The sequence below is a fragment of the Desulfobacula sp. genome (assembly GCF_021107415.1).
Window position 1 is genome coordinate 1 of record NZ_JAIOSW010000390.1, and the last position, 20,051, is coordinate 20,051.

Consider the following 20,051-nt stretch of genomic DNA (forward strand, 5'->3'; position numbering starts at 1 on the left):
ATCCCGGCGAGTTAAACACGGCAACAGGGAATATTTTTTCTCCCGGGTCAAACGGGTTGTCTTCAATAATTTCAAATTTGTTTTTTACAATATTATAGACAATGGGCTTTCTCTGGGGCAGCATCATGAGTTCACTGCCATGGGGTATGGTCACGGTCTGTCCTTTCTTCAACACAACAGGTGTGTTGCCGGACATGCCTGCGGCACCATAGCCTTCCAGTTCAAAAATGTCTCCGTTTTCTGTAGCCACAACAGCCGTCAGAATGTTTTTATTAATGTAACCGATATCTTTCTCCTATCACTCCAGGTAAAGAGTGTGGCAATGAATGCCTGCATAACGGGATTGAATTGTTGTATGAAATCAATCATTTTCACTCAGACTTAAAGGCTCTGCCGGAGCCTTTAATGGTTTGTTATTCATAATTGGAAATTCAACTTTAAATAATGATCCCTGATCAGGTCTGCTTTCAACATAAATTTTTCCGCCATGCCCTTCTGTATAAGCCTTGACAATGGCCAAGCCTACTCCTGATCCAGTACACGCTATTTTTTTTATATTACTGGCCTGATAAAACCTTTCAAATATATTGGGAATTTCATCCTGGTTGATACCGATTCCCGAGTCCTGAACCTTTACCTGAACTCCCAGATCACAGGGTACTATGCTCACCACAATCTTTCCATTTTTTGGCGTGTATTTAATCGCATTGCTGATCAGATTACTGATAATAATTGAAATTTTTTCCGAATCTGCCATGACCCTGGGAACTGCATCAAAATTCAGCTCTAAATCGATATTTTTTGATGCAGCAATAAGTTTTGCATCATCTACAATAGGCTCGACGATTTTAGGGAGATCGGACAATTCCATGTTGTATTGCATGACTCCGGATTCAATTTTTGCAAGATCAAGGTATTGTTTACTGAAATTTGCTATTTTATCGATGCCCCTGTCAAATACATCAAGCATTTTAATCTGGCTGTCCTTCACTGATTTTGATACCTTTAAAACATCATGGGCTGACTGCATTGCCTGAAGGGGGGTTTTAAGCTCATGGGAAATCTGTTGCATCATTTGAGTTTTCAGTTCATTTACATCATTTATTTTAGCACTCATATCATTGACTGCATCTGCAAGCAGAGCGATTTCATCATGAGAAGATACAAGGATTTTTTCAAATTTACCACGGGCAATTTGTTCAGTCCCCTTAATCAGGTCACCTATGGGCCTGGTAATGGTACGGGTAATGATTAAGGCAGCTGTTATCGCGGCAAACAAAGTTCCTGCGATTAATAACAGGGCGACTTTAACAGAACGGGCTGTTATAGACTCAATACGGATCATCTTTTTTTCGATGGAAGAGTGGTTCTTACTGATAAGAATATCAAGAGAATCAAGAAGTATAGCGATATTTTTCTGTCTTATTTGTTTCTGGTTTGCATTTGTTTCCGGTTTTTTATTCTGTATGTGGGCAACAAGAGTGTCATGAGCTTTTTGCATTCTATATATCAATGACTGCTCTTCATGGGAAGATTGTTTTTTAAGCAATAAATTTAAATTTTGATCAACCTGTTTGCTGGTTTCAATAAACAAAGAAAAATAGGTTTCATCATTTGAAATCAAATATTTTCCGGCATATCCGTTTTCATCCTGAATAATGGCTTGCAATTGTCTTGCAAGTTCCTGAATCCTGACATTTGAGCTAAGGATGATTTTTGCCCCATTTGCTACAGTATTCAGTTCAAATAATACATAAGCGCTGGAGATGATCATTATTGTAATAATGGCACTAAAACCCATTATCATTTTTTTATATATAGTCAGCTTCATAATACTGGTCTCTAAGGAAATATTAAGATAGGAGTAGCATATAAAAGTCAAGCCATTTTAAAGTTTTTTATGTCTTTTATCCCTTGACTTTTTATATCACAACACATAGTTTTTTTGACAAATTGGCATCCGGCAGGCATCAATACGGATGCATGGTATAAAAATAATTGAAAGGTCCACAAGGTTATGGCCTCGGATATGACTGCATCAAAAATAAATGTATCAGAAATTACATTGACCCCTTATTATGTTATCGGGCTTGCAGCAATAACAATTGGTGTGCTGGTTGTAGTCATTCTTAACTTTTTTACCCCGCTTGACTCAATTCAAGATCGCATTCTGGGACTGGATCAAGTCTTGACATTGGAATTTGTACTAAAATCTTTTTTCCCCAGGCTGCTTTTAGTCCTCACTCTTTCATATTTCGCCGTCATTAAAACGATTGGTCAAATGCTAAAGCCCATCTCTGCATGTTTAGTTCTTTTCAAAAAAGGATCTACACCTAAACCAGAACAGATTGAAGCTGCTCAAAAACGGCTTTTAAACCTGCATTTTCTCTTTATTCCCGTTAATGTATTTATGTGGATTTTGATCCCGGGTTTTATTGGCTTGTTCACAGTTCTCACGGGAATGATAGATCATCGAACGGCAATTATTCTTTCAGCCAGGGCCAGCATGGTGGGCTTAATTGCTTCTGCCATTGCATCCCAGAGAATAGAAGCCTTTTCACGCAAACGACTGATCCCCTTTTTTTTCCCAGAAGGCCAATTAAGTAAACTGAAAGGAACAGCAAAAATATCCATATCCAAACGGATTATATTGGCAAACCGGTTGGGTGCAGTGATTCCTCTCACTATTTTGCTGGTGACATTATTGACACTCCAATGGGAAGTTGAGACATGTCCGGTTTCTGCCATTACCTACGGTCGCGGGATCATTCTTTTTACCTTTGTATTGTTTATTTGTACTTTGATCTTTTCAAGGGAATTAAACCGGCTGCTCAGTCATAATATCGTTGATCCGATTAACGATCTGGTCAGGGTGCTTCGGGGCGTTCAAAAAGGACGCTTTGATGAAAAAGTTCAAATCATGTCCAACGATGAAATCGGTTATGCCGGGGATGTGGTGAATGAAATGACCAGAGGCCTTCAGGAAAAGAAAATTATACAGCGCTCTCTGGATCTGGCAAGGGAAATTCAACAGAATCTGCTGCCCAGACAAAATCCTGAAATTCCCGGACTTGATATTGCCGGTACCAGTATCTATTGTGATGAAACCGGGGGCGATTATTTTGATTATCTTTTGCCGGAAGATAATCAAAAAGATCGCATTCGAATCGTTTTGGGTGATGTTTCCGGGCATGGAATTTCCTCGGCGCTTCTCATGGCAACTTCAAGAGCCCTGTTTCGCCAGCGATCATCCATGCCGGGAAACCTGGCTCAAGTCGCATCTGATGTTAACCGTCATTTATGTGAAGATGTAAAAGATTCCGGTAATTTTATAACCCTTTTCGGTATTGAGATGAACACAGTGAAAAAATGCCTGAAATGGGTGAGGGCAGGACATGATCCGGCAATGTTATATGATTCCCAAAAAAAGGATTTTATTGAACTTAAAGGAGAAGGTATCGCCCTGGGAGTCGATGAATCATGGCAATATAAGGAAAATGAAATTTCAGGAATATCAGATAGACATATTGCCGTTCTTTATACAGACGGTATCTGGGAAGCCAGAAATTTTAATGGAGAAAGATTTGGAAAAGAGAAATTGTGCAGGATTATACGGGAAAATGCCCATTTATCTTCTCAAGAGATATTAAAATCAATTATTGACGCACTAAATCAGTTTCTCAAAGAAGAAAAACGTCAAGATGATGCCACGCTTATTATAATAAAAGTTTGTAATATATCTGATGGAATCATATAAAAATTTGGTTATAAACTCCATTTTTCTGTTTATAAAACAATGATCATGTGAAAATAAAATAAGGTTTGCCCAATTGAAATCTTGTGTTATATTAACCTTTTATTATTTAAAAGGAATAGGTGTAAATATATGTGTTTAGCGGTTCCGTCTAAAATTATTGAAATCAATGACACGGTTGCCAAAGTGGATGTGGATGGTGTGATCCGGGAAACCAGCATCATGCTCCTTGATGATGCAAAAATCGGAGATTATGTTATTGTCCATGCAGGATTTGCCATCAGTAAGATTGATGAAGAGGCTGCCCTTCAAACCCTGGAGGATATGCGCAATATCCTGGCTGCAGACGCCCAACAGGGAAATGGTTTGAATGACCATCTATAAGCCTTTATGAACGGTTCATTAGCTGCAAAAAGGCTGGAAATCAGCGGAGTGGTTCAAGGTGTTGGTTTTCGGCCATTTTTATTTGTTCTGGCCAAACAATATCATCTCAAAGGCGAGGTCTCCAATACTGCTGGCGGTGTACTCGCTATTGTGGAAGGCACGCTTAAAAATATTGAGAAGTTTACCCATGATATTTATCATAAAAGTCCTTTGCTTGCTTGTGTGACAAGGATTGAATCCTTTGATACTCATCCTCATAATTTTTCTTTGTTTCAAATTGTGAAAAGTATTTCTTCCAAAGGTCGTACCACTTTAATTTCTCCCGATGTAACTATCTGTCCTGACTGTCTGGCTGAAATGAAAGATCCTTGCGACAGGCGGTATGAATATCCGTTTATCAATTGCACCAATTGCGGTCCAAGATATACCATTATTGAAGATATCCCCTATGACAGGCCCAAAACGTCCATGAAGCAGTTTAAGATGTGTACAAGATGTCAGCACGAGTATGATAATCCGTTAAACAGAAGATTCCATGCCCAGCCCAACGCATGTCCTGAATGTGGTCCACACGTTTTTTTAACCGACAATAAAGGTAAAAAGATCGGTTCGGATTCAAAAGAAGCCATATCTCTTGCCGCACAATATTTAAGCCAGGGTAAGATTGTTGCGGTAAAGGGACTTGGCGGATTTCATCTGGCCTGTGATGCATCCAACCAGGAGGCTGTTCAAAGTTTAAGACTCAGAAAAACAAGGCCCCATAAACCCTTTGCTCTAATGGCAGAATCAGCATCTGTCCTGTTTGATCATGTTCATGTAACCCCTGAGGAAAAACAACTCTTAGAGTCCTATCACAGGCCCATTGTCCTGCTGAACAAGAAGAATGTCAGGCAGGACGATATTAAAGGACTTGCACCGGATGCAGCACCCTTTAACAATTGTCTCGGGATCATGCTGCCCTATACGCCATTGCACTATTTATTGCTTGAAAAGGGACCGGATGTGCTGGTGATGACCAGCGGCAACCGATCAGGAGAGCCGCTTTCCATTGATAATAATGATGCTTTGGATGCCTTTTCCCATATTGCCGATTATTTTTTATTGCACAATCGGGATATCTATTTTCGGGCAGATGATTCCATTGCCAGGGTCCAGGCAGGTGAACCAAGATTTATAAGGCGCTCAAGGGGGTATGCCCCTTTGCCAATATCTTTAAACAAAAAAATGCCAAAGATCCTGGGCTGCGGGGGAGGGCTTAAGAGTACAGTCTGCTTGACCCGGAATAATGATGTCTTTTTAAGTCAGCACATCGGGGATCTGGATAATAAAAAGGTATATGACTTTTTTCAGGACAGTATTAATCATTTAAAAGATATCCTGGACATTCAACCTGAGATCATTGCCCATGACATGCACCCGGGCTATATGAGTACTGATTACGCCAAAGCACAAAATAATGTGAAAAAGGTGGCAGTTCAACATCACCATGCCCATGCTGTGGCCTGTATGGCAGAAAACGACCTTGACGGCGAGGCTATTGCCATAACTCTTGATGGTACGGGCTATGGGACAGACGGCCATATCTGGGGCGGGGAAATCCTTTTATGCACGCAAAAAGAGTTTAAAAGAAAAGCACACCTTTCCTATATTAAAATGCCGGGTGGGGATGCTGCTGTTATAGAACCCTGGCGCATGGCGGCATCGGTTCTTTATCAGGCTTTTGGAGATGAGGTTTTTGATATGGATATACCCTATATAAAAGAGATGAAAAAAGAAAACCTGTCCTTTGTATACCAGATGATGGAAAAAGACCTGAACTCACCTTTGACATCCAGTGCAGGAAGGCTGTTTGATGCGGTTTCTTCTCTTCTTTGTATCCGGCATAGGGTTTCCCATGAAAGTCAGGCCGCAATGGAACTTGAAGCCGTTGCAGATAGGGAGTTGACAGAAGATGTCTATAGGTTTGATATCTTAAGAAAAATCAATGATGACAGGGATACATCCTTTGAAATCGATATGATTCCCTGTATCCGGCAAATAACAGGTGATTTAAAAGAGAATACGTCTCTGGGCATCATCAGTTCAAAGTTCCATAATACAATTGTTCAAGCATTTGCAAGTGCAGCGGTCAGTGTAAGCAAAGAAACAGGCATCGGAAAAATTGTTCTCTCAGGAGGGGTATTTAATAATGATATCATCCTGAATTCAATGATCAGGACCCTTGAAGAAAAGAACCTTAAGGTATATACACACACAAAGGTTCCAACCGGGGATGGTGGAATCTCATTAGGTCAGGCAGTAGTTGCTGCTGCTTTGGAGGCCAATTAAAAAAACAGGTTAAAATATGGCTTTAAAATATATTGAAGAATACAGGGATGGTTCTCTTGCAAGGGATCTTGTAAAAAAAATTCAATCTGTCAGTAAAAAAGACTTACGACTGATGGAGGTTTGCGGAACCCATACCACGTCCATTTTCAGGCATGGCATCAGGAGTGTTCTGCCCCAAGGCATTACGCTTCTTTCAGGTCCGGGCTGCCCTGTATGCGTGACCGCACAGAAAGATATTGATGCGTTTGTGGAGTTTGCAAGGGTTAAGAATGTGATTGTGACAACCTTTGGCGATCTTATGAAAGTGCCGGGGTCAAGTTCAACCCTTACAAAGGAAAAAGCATGTGGGGCTGATGTGAGGATTGTCTATTCGGTCTTTGATGCCGTAAATATTGCCAGGGAAAATAAGGATAAAGAAGTTGTGTTTTGTGGCGTGGGATTTGAAACAACCATTCCCACCATTGCAGCCGGCATTCTCATGGGAATCCAGGGAAAACTAGATAATTTTTCCATTTATTCAGCCAATAAACTCACACCGCCGGCCCTTGCCGCCTTGATGGAAACAGACGGGGTCGAGATTGACGGGTTTATCTTGCCTGGCCATGTTTCAGTGATTACAGGAACCAATGCCTACAGGGACACATTTGAAAAATATGATATACCGTCTGTGATTGCAGGATTCGAACCCATTGATATTCTAAAGGCCGTTCTTCTTTTAATTCAGCAGAATGAGGCGGGAAAACCCGCCCTTGAAAATGCATACCCAAGGGCAGTATCCGATCAGGGGAATGTAAAGGCAAAACAGATCATGAACCAGATTTTTGAGGTTTGCAATGCTTCGTGGCGAGGGATCGGGGAAATCCCTTCAAGTGGCATGGAATTGAAAAAAGAGTATCAAAAGTTTGATGCCGCCATAAAATTTGAGATGGATATGCCCGATACACCGGAACCAAAAGGCTGCGCCTGCGGGGAGATTCTCATGGGATTAAAAACACCGGAAGAATGCCCTCTTTATAAGAAAAAATGTACCCCCATGAATCCTGTGGGACCCTGTATGGTCTCAAGTGAAGGGGCTTGTGCTGCATTTTATAGATATAGTTAGGCAAAAAAACAGGAAGAAAAATGACTGAAGAAAAAATACTATTAGACCATGGTTCCGGGGGAAAAGTCTCCCATTCAATGTTTTCCGATATGATTCTGCCCTTGTTTGAAAATCCTGAATTATCAAAGCAGGATGACGGGGCAACCCTGGATATTAAAGGCACAAAGCTTGCTTTTTCAACAGATTCTTATGTGGTTGATCCCATTTTCTTTCCCGGCGGGAATATTGGTGATTTGGCTGTAAACGGGACAATCAATGATATCTCCATGTGCGGTGCCATGCCTGAATTTATCAGCGTGGGCCTGATCTTAGAAGAAGGACTGCCCATAAAAGATTTCAAGATCATCCTTGAAACCATGGCGGCTGCTGCTAAAAAGGCTGGAGTCAAGATTGTAACCGGTGATACCAAGGTTGTTCCCAGGGGAAAGGCCGACAAGATATTTATCAATACATCCGGTATCGGTATCATTCCTCCTGATGTCAACGTGTCAGGAAGTAATGCAGAACCCGGAGATAAAATCATTATCAGTGGTACGATTGCAGATCACGGTATTACAGTCTTAAGCACAAGGGAAGGTCTGAAGTTTGATTCTGATATTAAAACCGATTCAGCCCCGTTAAACAAGATGGTGCAGTCCATTATCCAGTCTGACTGTGATATCCATGTGCTGAGGGATCCCACAAGGGGCGGGCTTGGAACCACCTTAAACGAAATTGCTTCACAATCCCAGGTGGGCATTAAAATAGATGAGCAGTCCCTGCCCATCAGGGGACCTGTCCAGGGAATCTGTGAGCTTTTAGGGTTTGATCCCTTATATATTGCCAATGAAGGCAAATTGATTACCTTTGTGCCGCAAAAGGATGCCCAAAAAGTACTTGAGATTATTCAACAGGATGAATTTGGTAAAGATGCCGTGATGATTGGTGAAGTGATAGAAAAAGATCCCGGCAAGGTCTTTCTGCAAACCGCCATTGGCGGGTTGAGAATTATTGATATGCTGACAGGTGAACAGCTTCCAAGAATCTGTTAAACAGAGGGAATTAACAATGCTGAATTTTCTCCATGGTCTCGATAATGACCTTCGCAAAGCACTTTTGATCCAGCTGCGTAACCTGTGGACTCACACATCCACGGCCATTGAAGGAAATACGCTGACCCTTGGTGAGACAGCCTTTGTGCTGGAAGAGGGATTGACAATATCCGGAAAACCTTTAAAAGACCATGAAGAGGTGGTGGGGCATGCCAGGGCTATTGACCTGGTCTATGATCTAATACAAAACGAAACGGCTTTTACAAAAAAGGAATTGTTTTCTCTTCACAAGGCAGTGCAGACTAAAGAAATTGTAGATGTGTATAAGCCCATTGGTGGATGGAAAAAGGAACCAAATTCCACTGTTGCTGTTGTTGATGATAAGCAGGTCGTTTTCGAATATGCTCCTCCTGATGATGTTTCTTTTCTGATGGAAAGTTGGTTTGATTTGTATCGTGAGATTGATCAGTCTTTGAAATCTAATGACAGGAAACAGGCACTGATGGCATATGTGCAATTGCATGTTGCCTTTGTTCGCATTCATCCCTTTTTTGACGGGAATGGCCGCTTGGCCAGACTGATTGCCAATATCCCGGTTCTTAAGTCAGGGCTGCCACCTATTATTATTCCCCGACAACAGCGCAAACAGTATATTGATGCCTTGTCTGCCTATCATTTTTCTGCAGGGCAGATAAAGACGGGAGAATCATTGCTTCCGAATCAGTATGCGTTGAAGCTCTTTATTATATTCTGTGAACAGGCTTGGAGGGAAACTCTTGCCCTGGTAGAAGAGATCAGACAAACGCAGCGGAGCCGGTAGAAATAGTGGGAAAAAGCCCAACAATGAGTAAATACGCCGAAGATTACGGTGGACCCCAAAGCCTGAACAGGTTCAATGCTGAAATAAGATTTAATTTTTTTTTAAAAAAATAAAAATCGAAAAAACTGCAACGTCTGGCCTTATTTTTTTATGCGCCCGGAGGCTAACCTATAATTGAGCTACTATAGTATTAAATTACATCCACAAACAGGGTATAAAAATAATCCTTGCCACGGGAAAATTAAGGTGGCACTTTATTTTTTTCCAAACTCAGCTGCAAATTCTTGAATTGTTATTGTATTTGTTCCAGCTACAAGCTGTCCTGCAAAATCAGCGAGGTCATTTCCATCAACATCACCATCTGGTTCAAAGTCTGCAATGAGTTCAACAATTTTTATGAAACCATTTTTCGTTTCAATGTTTGTGTATTCTTCTCCATTCTTAATAGTCAATTTTACATTATATTCTCCAATAGAATCATAGATGTGATGAGGAGAAAATTCATTACTCGCCTGCCCATCACCAAAATCCCATTCACATTCATAAAAAGATCCAGCTGAATGATTTGTAAATTGTACCGTTAAAGGAGCTTTGCCAACAACTTTGTCAGAGTTAAACTCAGCGTCCATATATGGGTTCGTTACTGAAACCCATATTATCATTGGGTTTTTACCAGGAATCTTAACTGTTACAAATGTATTCCCAGGTGAAACTGCTTTGCATAAACCCATAGGATCAATTGTTAAAATGCTTTTATTACTACATTCAAATGTAATATTTTCAGCTTCTGGGTTTAAAATTCTATTGGTACTGTCTGAATACAATCCCTTTAGCTGAATGGTTAATTCTTCATTTGTTTCCAAGCTCAATGTTTGCGGATTAATTAAAATACTATTCAAAACAGCTTGATTGTTGATATTCAAAGTTATTGAGGAACCATAAATTTCTCCATCAGTTCCCTCTCCGAGTGCTGTTATGATGAAACCACCATAAGCATTTTGGGGAACATTTATAGTGGTAATATATGGAGAAGTGAAAAATTCAATTGGATTCGATCCAGGTGCTGTTAACAAAAGGTCGGATAAAATCAGTCCGCCTATTGTCTGTATCTCAATATTTAAAACAGCACCAGGTAATACCGAAGATCCATCAATGGGTTTTATAAAAATTATACCTTCACCATTCTCAGGCGGCGTGTCTTCTTTTGAAATTAAACCTTTTGTTAAAACTTCTTGAGGACTAAATAGACCTAAATTTACTATATTTGCACTTGCTTGAAAACCCTCTGCAAATGACGCATCTTCAACACTGAAATTTAACAGATTAAATAAAGTTGTATTAACATCGTTATTAAAACAAGCCATATGCCAATGATCAAATTCTGTTGTGTTTTGAACATCCAATCCTCCAGTCTGGCTCTCAAATCCAACGACATAATCCATGTTGCTTCCAAAATCAAAAACATCAAACCAGTTTTCACAACCAAAGTCAGGATTTATTTTTTTTAATATTTTTTCAGATGTTTTTAAGATACTGGCGACAGCTTTAGTATGTGGATCTGGAATGAGAGTTCCAATGGAAAGCAAAACACATGAAGTGTCGATATATTTATTCCCAACCATGGCATGAGTTGGGACATTTACTGCGTTTAAAAACTCTGCGCACCCATAAGATGTCAGATTTTCAATTGCTCCATATGTTATAGGATGATTGTGTTCAATTGCAATACTTGCTAAATAATCTTTTGCATTCAACCCTATTCCCCATATATAAAAATCTGCATTATCAATTACATACTGTCCAATATCTGCAACAAAAGATCCTGCGTGAGGAGTATCCAAGGTAATCAATTTATGGACATAACCTTTATCATAGGTAAATTTATTATTGCTGAATTTATCAATTATCCAACGTCCCCAAATACCTCCCATACTGTGACCCATATAATCAACCTTTGTCACAGTTATCCCTTTTTTTCTTAAAAAATTGAGATAATTTTTAACATTTTCTTTGGTGCATCTCCCTGCAAGGGAAAAGCTGTCAGCATTAAATTTTGTACAATCATTTAGCAGGATATAATCATTTATATTTTCCCCGGAATTGTCAAATCGATCCCAAAGGTTTGTATCAAAGGCGGCATTTTTAATCGCATATGGATTTGACCAAAGACCATGGGATAGGACAATTGGTGGCCTTCGAAGCGTTAAATCAATACTGCCAGACCCACCAGGATAAACAACGTCTAAAATGATTGGTCTTGTTAAACTGTTTTGATAGCCAGGAATTGTAAAATCTTCTGGAGCTTTATAAACAACAATCGCAATGTATTCATCACCATAGAGTGCCAACGGTACTGTAACCGATGATTGATACGTATCTTGCATATGATTTTCGATCGTTGATAAGGAACCATTTTTAAAATTATTTTCAACTTCAGAAACAGTTACATTACCTGGAATATCTGATTTGATTCTGATTATTAGTTTACTTATACCATCAGCAGCAATAATAGTTGATTCAACACCACCCTCAATAAGGTTTTCAGGATTTTGGCTCGGGAAGAAATTTTCATAGATTGAATCAGTTGCCTGGGGATTAATAGTAACGATTTGCGCATTTACATCAATTCTAATATGAAATGTATCGGAAAAGAACCAAACTGTACCATTCTCAGCACTTATTCCAATGCGATAGTCTCCTCCGTCATCTAAATAATCAGGTGGTATGAAAGGGTGCTCGCCATCAATAAAATCAGCTGCTGCTGCGAGTTGTAAAATATTTGTATTACCTTTATATAAATCTATTTGCATTGGAGTTGTAATATTTGTACCATTCCATGTAATAAAATATTCTTTATTTTTGTTTAAAACTTCACCCCCTCTTGGATAAGTGAGATTAAGCTTGGGTGTTTGCTCAGGCTGTTTTATGTATAAATTGTGAATTTCTGTTGCGGATAGGGCACGATTATAGATTCGGACATCATCAATTACCCCCTCAAAGGAGCGATACCCTGAATCAGTACGTGATCCTATTCTAAGAATCCTTGGAAGTGTATCTACAATATCTGGATGATTACTGACACAAGATCCTATAATTTCAACACCATCAATAAAAAGTTTTAGATTAGAACATTGACCACTACCAGTTAATTGACCAACTATGAAATGCCATTCTCCATCATCAAAAGCATCATTTGTATATCTGACATTAAAATCACTATATCTTTTGTGGTTGATAATTCCCATATTCTCCTGCCAGTCAGAGGTTAGTAAGAGTTCATCCTCAACATAATCATGAGATAATGAAATAATTGCACCGGTAGAAGTGGTTTGTATCCATGCGCAAACTGTTGTGGTTGTATCAAAACCCCAAATTTTTGAATCCGTTTTTATAAAATCATCGATCCCATCAAAGCTATAAGCGCTATTCACATTACCAAACCGATCTGTTGTTAAAGTCACACTGCCATTTTCGAATCCATGATTTCCATTACCACTCTCATCATTTGCACTACCGTTGAAAGGATAATAGGCGACAAGGCTGTTATCATAGTTATCACAGGCATCCCCAATGCCATCACCATCTGCATCGGCTTGATCTGAGTTTGATATCATAGGACAATTATCCACACCATCATCAAAACCATCTCCATCGTCATCAGTGTCTGAATTGTCTCCGGTACCATCCTGATCTGTGTCTAACCATTCAGTCTGATCTAATGGGAATGCATCTATAATATCAACGTATCCATCATTGTCATCGTCGGTGTCTGCATTGTTGCCCATGCCATCGGTGTCTGTATCGAGCCATTCATTGGGGTCGTTAGGGAAAGCGTCAGAATGGTCATAATAGCCATCGCCATCAGTATCAAAAAAATTATTAGTTATTGAATATGCAAGATCATCAATAGAATACCCATCATCATTCCATTGGTCTGGTCCATGAATAAAGCTTACATAGCTTATTTGACTGGTATTAAAGGAGATATAATCTTTATTTTCCAAACCATAACCACTACCTGGATTCTCTATATTGATTGTTTCTAAAAGGTTGTTTTCTTTGTCAAAGGCTTTTATCTGTACACTCCATTCACCAACACCAAGTAACCAGGTCGAAACATCATCTGCTGGAATAGGAAAGTATATTTGTAGAGTACTTTGCACTCCATTAGGTGCACTTGGACGTAATATATTTGGGACAGATATTGCTTGGGCGTGGGTATCTTCATGAGTTATTTCCAATAAGCCATTTGATGAAAAAATAGCACCCAAGGGTTGGTATTGATCAGTAAGAGATGATCCTTCAGATAAATCATCGAAATTAATAAGATAATGTGTCGTTTCGGTATTTTCATTATATAGAGTACTTATCTCAGTTTGAGAAAGGACTCTATTGTAAATACGGATATCGTCGAGCGAACCTTTGAAATAAGAATTCCTCTCCGCATGTTCAATAATACCTCCGTATTGTCCGAGTAATAAATTATTATTCTCCATGATGGGGTGTTCAATATATGATTTTTCACTTTTAAGCACGGTGTTGATATAAGTTTTTATCAACATACCATCTGTATCACATAAAGCTACAACATGGACCCATTGTCCCTGTAGATATCCTATATCAAATCGATTGCTGGCTTCTGGGTTACATTTTGGCCCACTTTGAACAAGTCCCTCTAAGAAGCCATAATCTTCGTCATTTGTATTTATAAGAAAACAATATCCATTGTTATCACATGAGGTTTTATTATGTCCAAAAGATGGACCCCAAATCCTATGAGGTTGCCAATTAAAATTCATCCAAAAGGATAGGGTATAACTATCTCCAGTATTTATATTGCCTGAATTTGCTGCAACATAATCATCAATACCATCAAAACTATACGCACTCTCTGGGTTCCCGAATCTATCTATAGTTAAAGAAACCCCGCCATTAACAGTTCCATCATTCCCATTCCCACTTTCATCATCAGCATTGCCATTAAACGGATAGTGCGCCACAAGTCCATCATTCAAGTTAACTTCACAGACATCACCGATACCATCGTTGTCTGTGTCAGCCTGATCTGGGTTGGCATAATCCTGGCAGTTATCGTCACAATTTTGTGTTTGACCACCAATACATGGATTATCCCCTTCTACACCACTTTGATCTCCATCATTAGGAATTCCGTCGAAATCAGTATCCCAGTCATCTTCATTGTATAATGCCTTGATTTCATCTTCGGTGAGGGCGCGGTTGTAAATGCGCGCGTCATCAAGTATTCCACTAAAATGCGAGTTTAGATGATTTGGATGACCGCCAATTAATAAGTTACCAGAATTATCAATTGAATTTTGTTGATCGGTGGGATCAAAAACATAAACAAGATTCCCATTTACATAAAATTTACCCCCGTTTATTTGATTTCTGTCAATTGAAACAAAAATATTTATCCATATGTCATCACTATCAATTGAAAAATTTGAATCATAATTCGTGTACGATACACCATCCCCTAATTGAAACCCTAAATAGTTCGATGTATGGTAAAATACGTACCCTAATTCAGGCAAACTACGTTTACCAAGAATTCTTGTTGGAGCCGCATTTACAATGCTACTACCTTTTACCCATAAACCAATAGAAAAATCTCCTTCACCAAAATTTAAGATTGAATTATGAAGCACTTCAATTTTATCATCTACTCCATCAAAGGAATAAGCACTATTAGTATTTCCAAACCGATCTATTGTTAATGCTACCCCACCTTGCTCCGTTCCATGGTTTCCATTCCCGCTTTCATCATTGGCATTACCATTAAAGGGGTAATAGGCAACAAGTCCATCATACAAATGGTTTGAAATTTCTATGTACTGTGGCTGCTCTCCTATAGTTATTTCTGATTGATTTTCTAAGTTTTCGTTTATAACATTTCCAAGCATATCATAGAGAATTGCATCATTGTGATCCAAAGCAACGGTATGTGATATTGTTTCACTGGAATAGTCTGGGTTTATTCCTGTTTGATCAAATTCAGTATACCAAATAACTTGTGTTTTTTTTCGGTCATTCCCATAAAAAATTTTATAGATACCATTATTTTGCTCAGCTTCTGAATTGGTCCCCTCAAAAGTTAATCCTTCAGTTTTTTCATAGAAAATATCCATGGCTTTTATCGATAGCTTTGGAGTAATTATTTCTAAACCTCCAGTACATTCTGCTTTATACAATCCATATACATTTTCCCAATTGTTTGGAATGCTCGTATTAATATCTTTTAAGTTATAAATAAAAATATTCTCAATACCAGGAAGATTCATTAAGTTAAAAAAACGAACAAGCACTGAAGCTTGATCATCTTCTCTAATTTCTCCTCCTGCGTCATTTTTAGTAGCAACACCAATCTCTGTAATCCAAACCGGTTTTGAATGAAGATTATAAGAAGAAAGTAATGATGAGATTTGCTGGTAATTTTGATCAAAAAACTCAGGGTTTTGGGTATCATAGTAGTAATGGATAGAAAGTATATCCATAAAAAAATTATTCTGTTCACCATTTTGACTCTGAATTATAGTTAGCATATTTTCAAAATATGAAGTATCAAACCCTGAATCACCGCCTAAAAATAACCCCGCATTTAATACAACTGCATTTGAATTAGCATCTTTGGCTGCTCTATATGCGGGTATCAATCGATTATTTACATAGTTTTCAATCGTAATACCATGACTGTGCTGTAAACCACCATCAACCTCATTACCAATTTCAAAATGTATTACAGGACGTACAAGTCCTGGCATATCTTTATATCCATCCCCGTCATATCTTTCTACAATTTGGTAAACATAGTCATAATATTGCTGATAAGTGATGTTATTTGAATCTGAATCGATAGTTTCATTATGAATATCTAATAGGAGTAATAGGTTTGGTGAATCAGGGTCTTGATACTTTTTAACAAGCTCATCGTAGCCAGATTGATATGTTGTGGGTTCGTTACAGATATCAGCATTGATTGTATATTCATAGCTCCATTGAGCATTATCCCATTGGGACTCATTGATATAATCAGACGGTTCTAATGGACTCCACCATGCAGCATCTCTTACAAACTCAAATCTTTTTATATAACTTTGGTATTCTGGAAAAGAACTTGCCCAGTTATACCAGTGTGCATTAACGGAGATTCCATTAACTTTAGAATTCGAACAAATGATAAAATACCCATCACTAAAATCTTCAATATTCCCGTCACTTGTAGAAACCCTGATGTGATAATCGTTCCCATCGTTTAAATATGCAGGAGGAATGTAATTTATACTCCCTGTGTCTATTAACTCAGAGGATATTTCTTGGACTAATAATTCTCCTTTATACAATTCAATTTTAAGATTTCCTACTATATTTATGCTATCCCAAGTTATTGTATATTCTTGATTTTTGAACCATGTCTGGTCATCAATGGGATTGGTAATGGTTAAATGAGATGAAGGACCAGAACCAAATTCAATATTATCACAGCCTGCTTCGCCATCTCCCCCCTCTAAATCAGGAATGTAAAGAGAGGAAACTGATGTGTCAAAGATCAACGCAAAGAAATTACTGTTGTAACCATTTGCACCACCGTAAGGGATGATTACGTCTTCACTTGAACCATTGGAATAATTGATTCTTAAAGTTGTCTCACTATTGTCCATCATATAAAATCCAAAATAGGAAATGGGTGTAGTGAAATTAAAAGTATAGTTATCGCCTTCATCCATTGCCAGCGCGTATGTTCCAATGGGATTTGCATAACCAAGCTGATTGGAATTGTCTGTTACAAAAGCGTATCCACCAGAGCTTGATGCAATAGTCAATCCTCCAGAAAGTGTTGTGTTTAATATATTCTGTTGATCTAAAAAACCTGACTCAAAATCAATAGTAACTTCTGGAGAGCTTATTCCAAGATCACTCAACCAGGTTGCACGTATGACGTCCATTTCGCTATAGCTACTTGTATAAATAGTAAACGCTAAAGCAGGTATCACGGTGAAAATCAGAAGGCCGCATGTTAACATTAAAAAAATCCATTTTTTCATAAACTTTTTCCGATCGATCAGTTGTTCAAAATAAAAAAATATGGCAACCCGGCTATCTCAATCTCAGACCCGCAGCTTTCCGTCCCAGTGTTTTACTGAGTTGGCTTTATCATCATAATTTACTTTCATAGTAAACATGCAATGTTTATTCCAGCATTGCAATAGAAAATAGCAATTTTACCAGAGCACATAGTCAACAAGGGTTGCCGCTATATAATAAATATTATGAATATAATTTAATAAAACGAGATAGAGTGAGTTAGGTAAAAATAGTTATAAAATTAGGAAATAAATGTAATACTTTTGAGTAAATATTTTCATAGGGTTTTTACCTATGTTTAATTCATTGAATATTTCCGTTGAACTTGCAGCTACAGTTTCCTTTTGAGAATTAAACATCAGAGAACAGATATCCATCAATGATTCTTTTCACATGAGGTGGGCATTATCAATAACAAATACCGGGAACATGCTGCGGTGTTCCGATGTTATGCTCGTGATCTGTTTTTGCAGGCGTCACTCCCCATGCGGGAGTTATGATCAGTGGGAAAATCTTAGCCGCCAGTGCAGGTGTGGCTTTCCTTGCAACGACCGGATTGTCTGCGATTTTTGTAAAAGTTTAAAGGCCTGGATTGTTAAAACGGTGGAATGTTTGAGGACATACCTGCCGCAGTTTTCACCGTTAAATGGAAGGGCTTTGAAACTTTAACCTGAAGGTCATACGTAAAAAATCGTTCAGGCACTAGGGAGTGTAAGGTGAGCCATACCGGAACGGGTATTGATTAAGTATCCCTTCAAAATATTATTTTAAAAGTGCTTCAATATGTTTCTTTGCCACTTTCATAAAAGATGGGAAAGCCTTGACAAGAACAGGAGTCATTTCAGTCCCCCAGTTGATTTTGTCGGGTTCAATGCCAACCACCTTTAATTTGGGCCTGTGGCCTCTCATCTGGGCCATATCCAGGGAGTCCAGAAGATCAACGTCATGGAGAGACAACATCTGTTTTTTATTTTTCACCAGATCGTCTTCATCAAGGCTGTAGATGGTGCCAGGCGTATGCCCGGCCCTGACAATATCCAGTACCAGCAGTTGTTCGTATTTTTCAAACAGGAAAAATATATCCTGGGTAAAGGTTCCCCCGTCAATAAAATCAACCAGAGTTTCATCATAATTCTCTTTTTCTTTCAAGAATTCATTAATGGCATGAACCCCTGCACCTTCATCCATCATAAGGGTATTGCCCACACCCAGTACCAATAGTTTTTTCATTTATCTAAAATTTCCGTTCTTTTACAATTGCTAAAACATAGCTGATATACAAAAAATATTTTCATACAAGCATAAGAGGGGATGAAAAATCTCATCCCCTCTTATGTTCCAGTAAAAATCAGTTTAAATTATAGCGGAATTTCCACTTTAATTTTTCTACCAGTGTCTGCGTCCAGCACGTGGACGGCACAACCCAGTCAGGGGTCAAAGGAGCGGATTAAACGCCCCACATTCACCGGATTTTCAGGATCAGGAACCGGAACACCAATCAGTGCTTGCTCCATTGGTCCTCTCTGGCCCATGTCATCCATTGGGTTGGCATTCCAGATAGTCGCCGAAGTGATCTGGTAATTTGCAATCTTTTTATCTTTAATATTAACATAGTGAAGAAGACAACCGCGAGGTGCTTCTGTAAGTCCAAGACCTTCTGCTGAATCAGGAATTGGTGCAGGAACAAAAGTTTCTTTGCCGGGTTGTGCTTCTGAAAGCCATTGTTCAACAGCATCAGCAACCATGGCGGTTTCTTCTGCTCTTGCAACGTGTCTTCCAAGAATAGAGAAAGCAGCATCACCAATGTCACGCATTTTTTTAACACCCAGTTTTTCCTGGCCAATTTTAGACAGTTCAGGATTGGTAACCCACATTCTTGCGAGCGGACCTGCTTCATGGGGTTTGCCGTTGTATCTGGGTGCCTTGATAAAGCTGTACGCATCTGCTTTATAAGGATCAGGAATCGTTCTTCCCTCGGAAGGATTCAAGCCGGTTGTAGAATCATCAAAATAGGAATATTTTACATACTCTTTGATGAGTGCCGGATCAACCGGATAATCTTTTCCATCTGTGACAACACCTCTTTTCAGAAGGGTATTGCCTGCGTCATCCATTGGGAATACACCCCAGGCAACACAGTTTTGATAGCCGCCACCTGTTTTTAGAAGATCTCCATAGGGACCTGCAAGCAGGTAAACCAGGGGAACATATTTTTCCAGGATAAACTTTTTGACTTTTTTGAAACGCTCTGCATAGGCATTTAACGCTTCTCTGGTTGGAATCTCCGTGGTTCCACCCACAACGACACCTTGAACATGCGGCATTTTACCGCCAAGAAGTGCTACCATTTCGTGGCAGACTTTTCTTATGTCAAGGGCTTCAATATACTGTGCAACACCAACGTCATTGACCTCTTTTGGCACTCGGACATCATTGTTTGTGTATCTTGGAATAAATGGTGCAACATCAGGGCCATTGACATAATCAAGTGCTGCAAGATGATAGAAATGAAGAATATGGGATTGAAGG

Annotated in this window: 10 protein-coding genes, 1 pseudogene and 1 riboswitch; of the genes and pseudogenes, 6 read left to right on the forward strand and 5 right to left on the reverse strand. The window is 39.0% G+C overall.

The window, feature by feature from the left end; all coding sequences use genetic code 11:
• Both K8S13_RS19530 and K8S13_RS19535 read right to left on the reverse strand, forming a co-directional pair.
• Positions 1-250 (reverse strand): annotated as a pseudogene (locus tag K8S13_RS19530) (radical SAM protein); the annotation flags it as partial.
• A gap of 111 nt (positions 251-361) precedes the next feature.
• The gene (locus K8S13_RS19535; RefSeq protein WP_291465203.1) at positions 362-1,831 is read right to left on the reverse strand and encodes an ATP-binding protein; all 1,470 of its coding nucleotides are present in this window, start codon (positions 1,829-1,831) and stop codon (positions 362-364) included.
• 198 nt (positions 1,832-2,029) lie between these two features.
• Between K8S13_RS19535 and K8S13_RS19540 the strand changes: the two genes are divergently transcribed.
• The 6 genes from K8S13_RS19540 (at position 2,030) to K8S13_RS19565 (ending at position 9,419) form a co-directional block, all read left to right on the forward strand.
• The gene (locus tag K8S13_RS19540; RefSeq protein ID WP_291465204.1) at positions 2,030-3,757 is read left to right on the forward strand and encodes a SpoIIE family protein phosphatase; all 1,728 of its coding nucleotides are present in this window, start codon (positions 2,030-2,032) and stop codon (positions 3,755-3,757) included.
• Positions 3,758-3,886: 129 nt separating this feature from the next.
• A complete protein-coding gene (locus K8S13_RS19545) occupies positions 3,887-4,138 on the forward strand; it encodes a HypC/HybG/HupF family hydrogenase formation chaperone (RefSeq protein WP_291465205.1) in 252 nt (83 codons plus the stop codon).
• Between the two features lie 6 nt (positions 4,139-4,144).
• Positions 4,145-6,466, forward strand: coding sequence for a carbamoyltransferase HypF (gene hypF / locus K8S13_RS19550; RefSeq protein ID WP_291465207.1), 2,322 nt, complete (start codon positions 4,145-4,147; stop codon positions 6,464-6,466).
• A 16-nt stretch (positions 6,467-6,482) separates the two neighbouring features.
• Positions 6,483-7,568: a hydrogenase formation protein HypD gene (gene hypD, locus K8S13_RS19555; protein WP_291465209.1), complete on the forward strand. Its 1,086-nt coding sequence runs from the start codon at positions 6,483-6,485 to the stop codon at positions 7,566-7,568.
• 20 nt (positions 7,569-7,588) lie between these two features.
• Positions 7,589-8,599, forward strand: a complete 1,011-nt coding sequence (gene hypE / locus K8S13_RS19560; RefSeq protein ID WP_291465211.1) for a hydrogenase expression/formation protein HypE — start codon at positions 7,589-7,591, stop codon at positions 8,597-8,599.
• A gap of 16 nt (positions 8,600-8,615) precedes the next feature.
• Positions 8,616-9,419 (forward strand): Fic family protein, encoded by an 804-nt coding sequence (locus K8S13_RS19565; RefSeq protein WP_291465213.1) that lies wholly within the window; start codon positions 8,616-8,618, stop codon positions 9,417-9,419.
• A gap of 254 nt (positions 9,420-9,673) precedes the next feature.
• On the opposite strand, the gene K8S13_RS19570 is transcribed toward K8S13_RS19565, so the two are convergent.
• The 3 genes from K8S13_RS19570 to K8S13_RS19580 all read right to left on the reverse strand — a co-directional run.
• Positions 9,674-17,482, reverse strand: a complete 7,809-nt coding sequence (locus K8S13_RS19570) for a LamG-like jellyroll fold domain-containing protein (RefSeq protein WP_291465214.1) — start codon at positions 17,480-17,482, stop codon at positions 9,674-9,676.
• Between the two features lie 39 nt (positions 17,483-17,521).
• Positions 17,522-17,597, reverse strand: a riboswitch (cyclic di-GMP riboswitch).
• A gap of 687 nt (positions 17,598-18,284) precedes the next feature.
• Entirely contained in the window at positions 18,285-18,752 is a 468-nt protein-coding gene (gene hysD / locus K8S13_RS19575) for a NiFeSe hydrogenase maturation protease (RefSeq protein ID WP_291465216.1), read from the reverse strand.
• A gap of 128 nt (positions 18,753-18,880) precedes the next feature.
• Positions 18,881-20,051, reverse strand: a 1,171-nt coding sequence (locus tag K8S13_RS19580) for a nickel-dependent hydrogenase large subunit (protein WP_291465218.1), incomplete at its 5' end; no start/stop codon positions are given.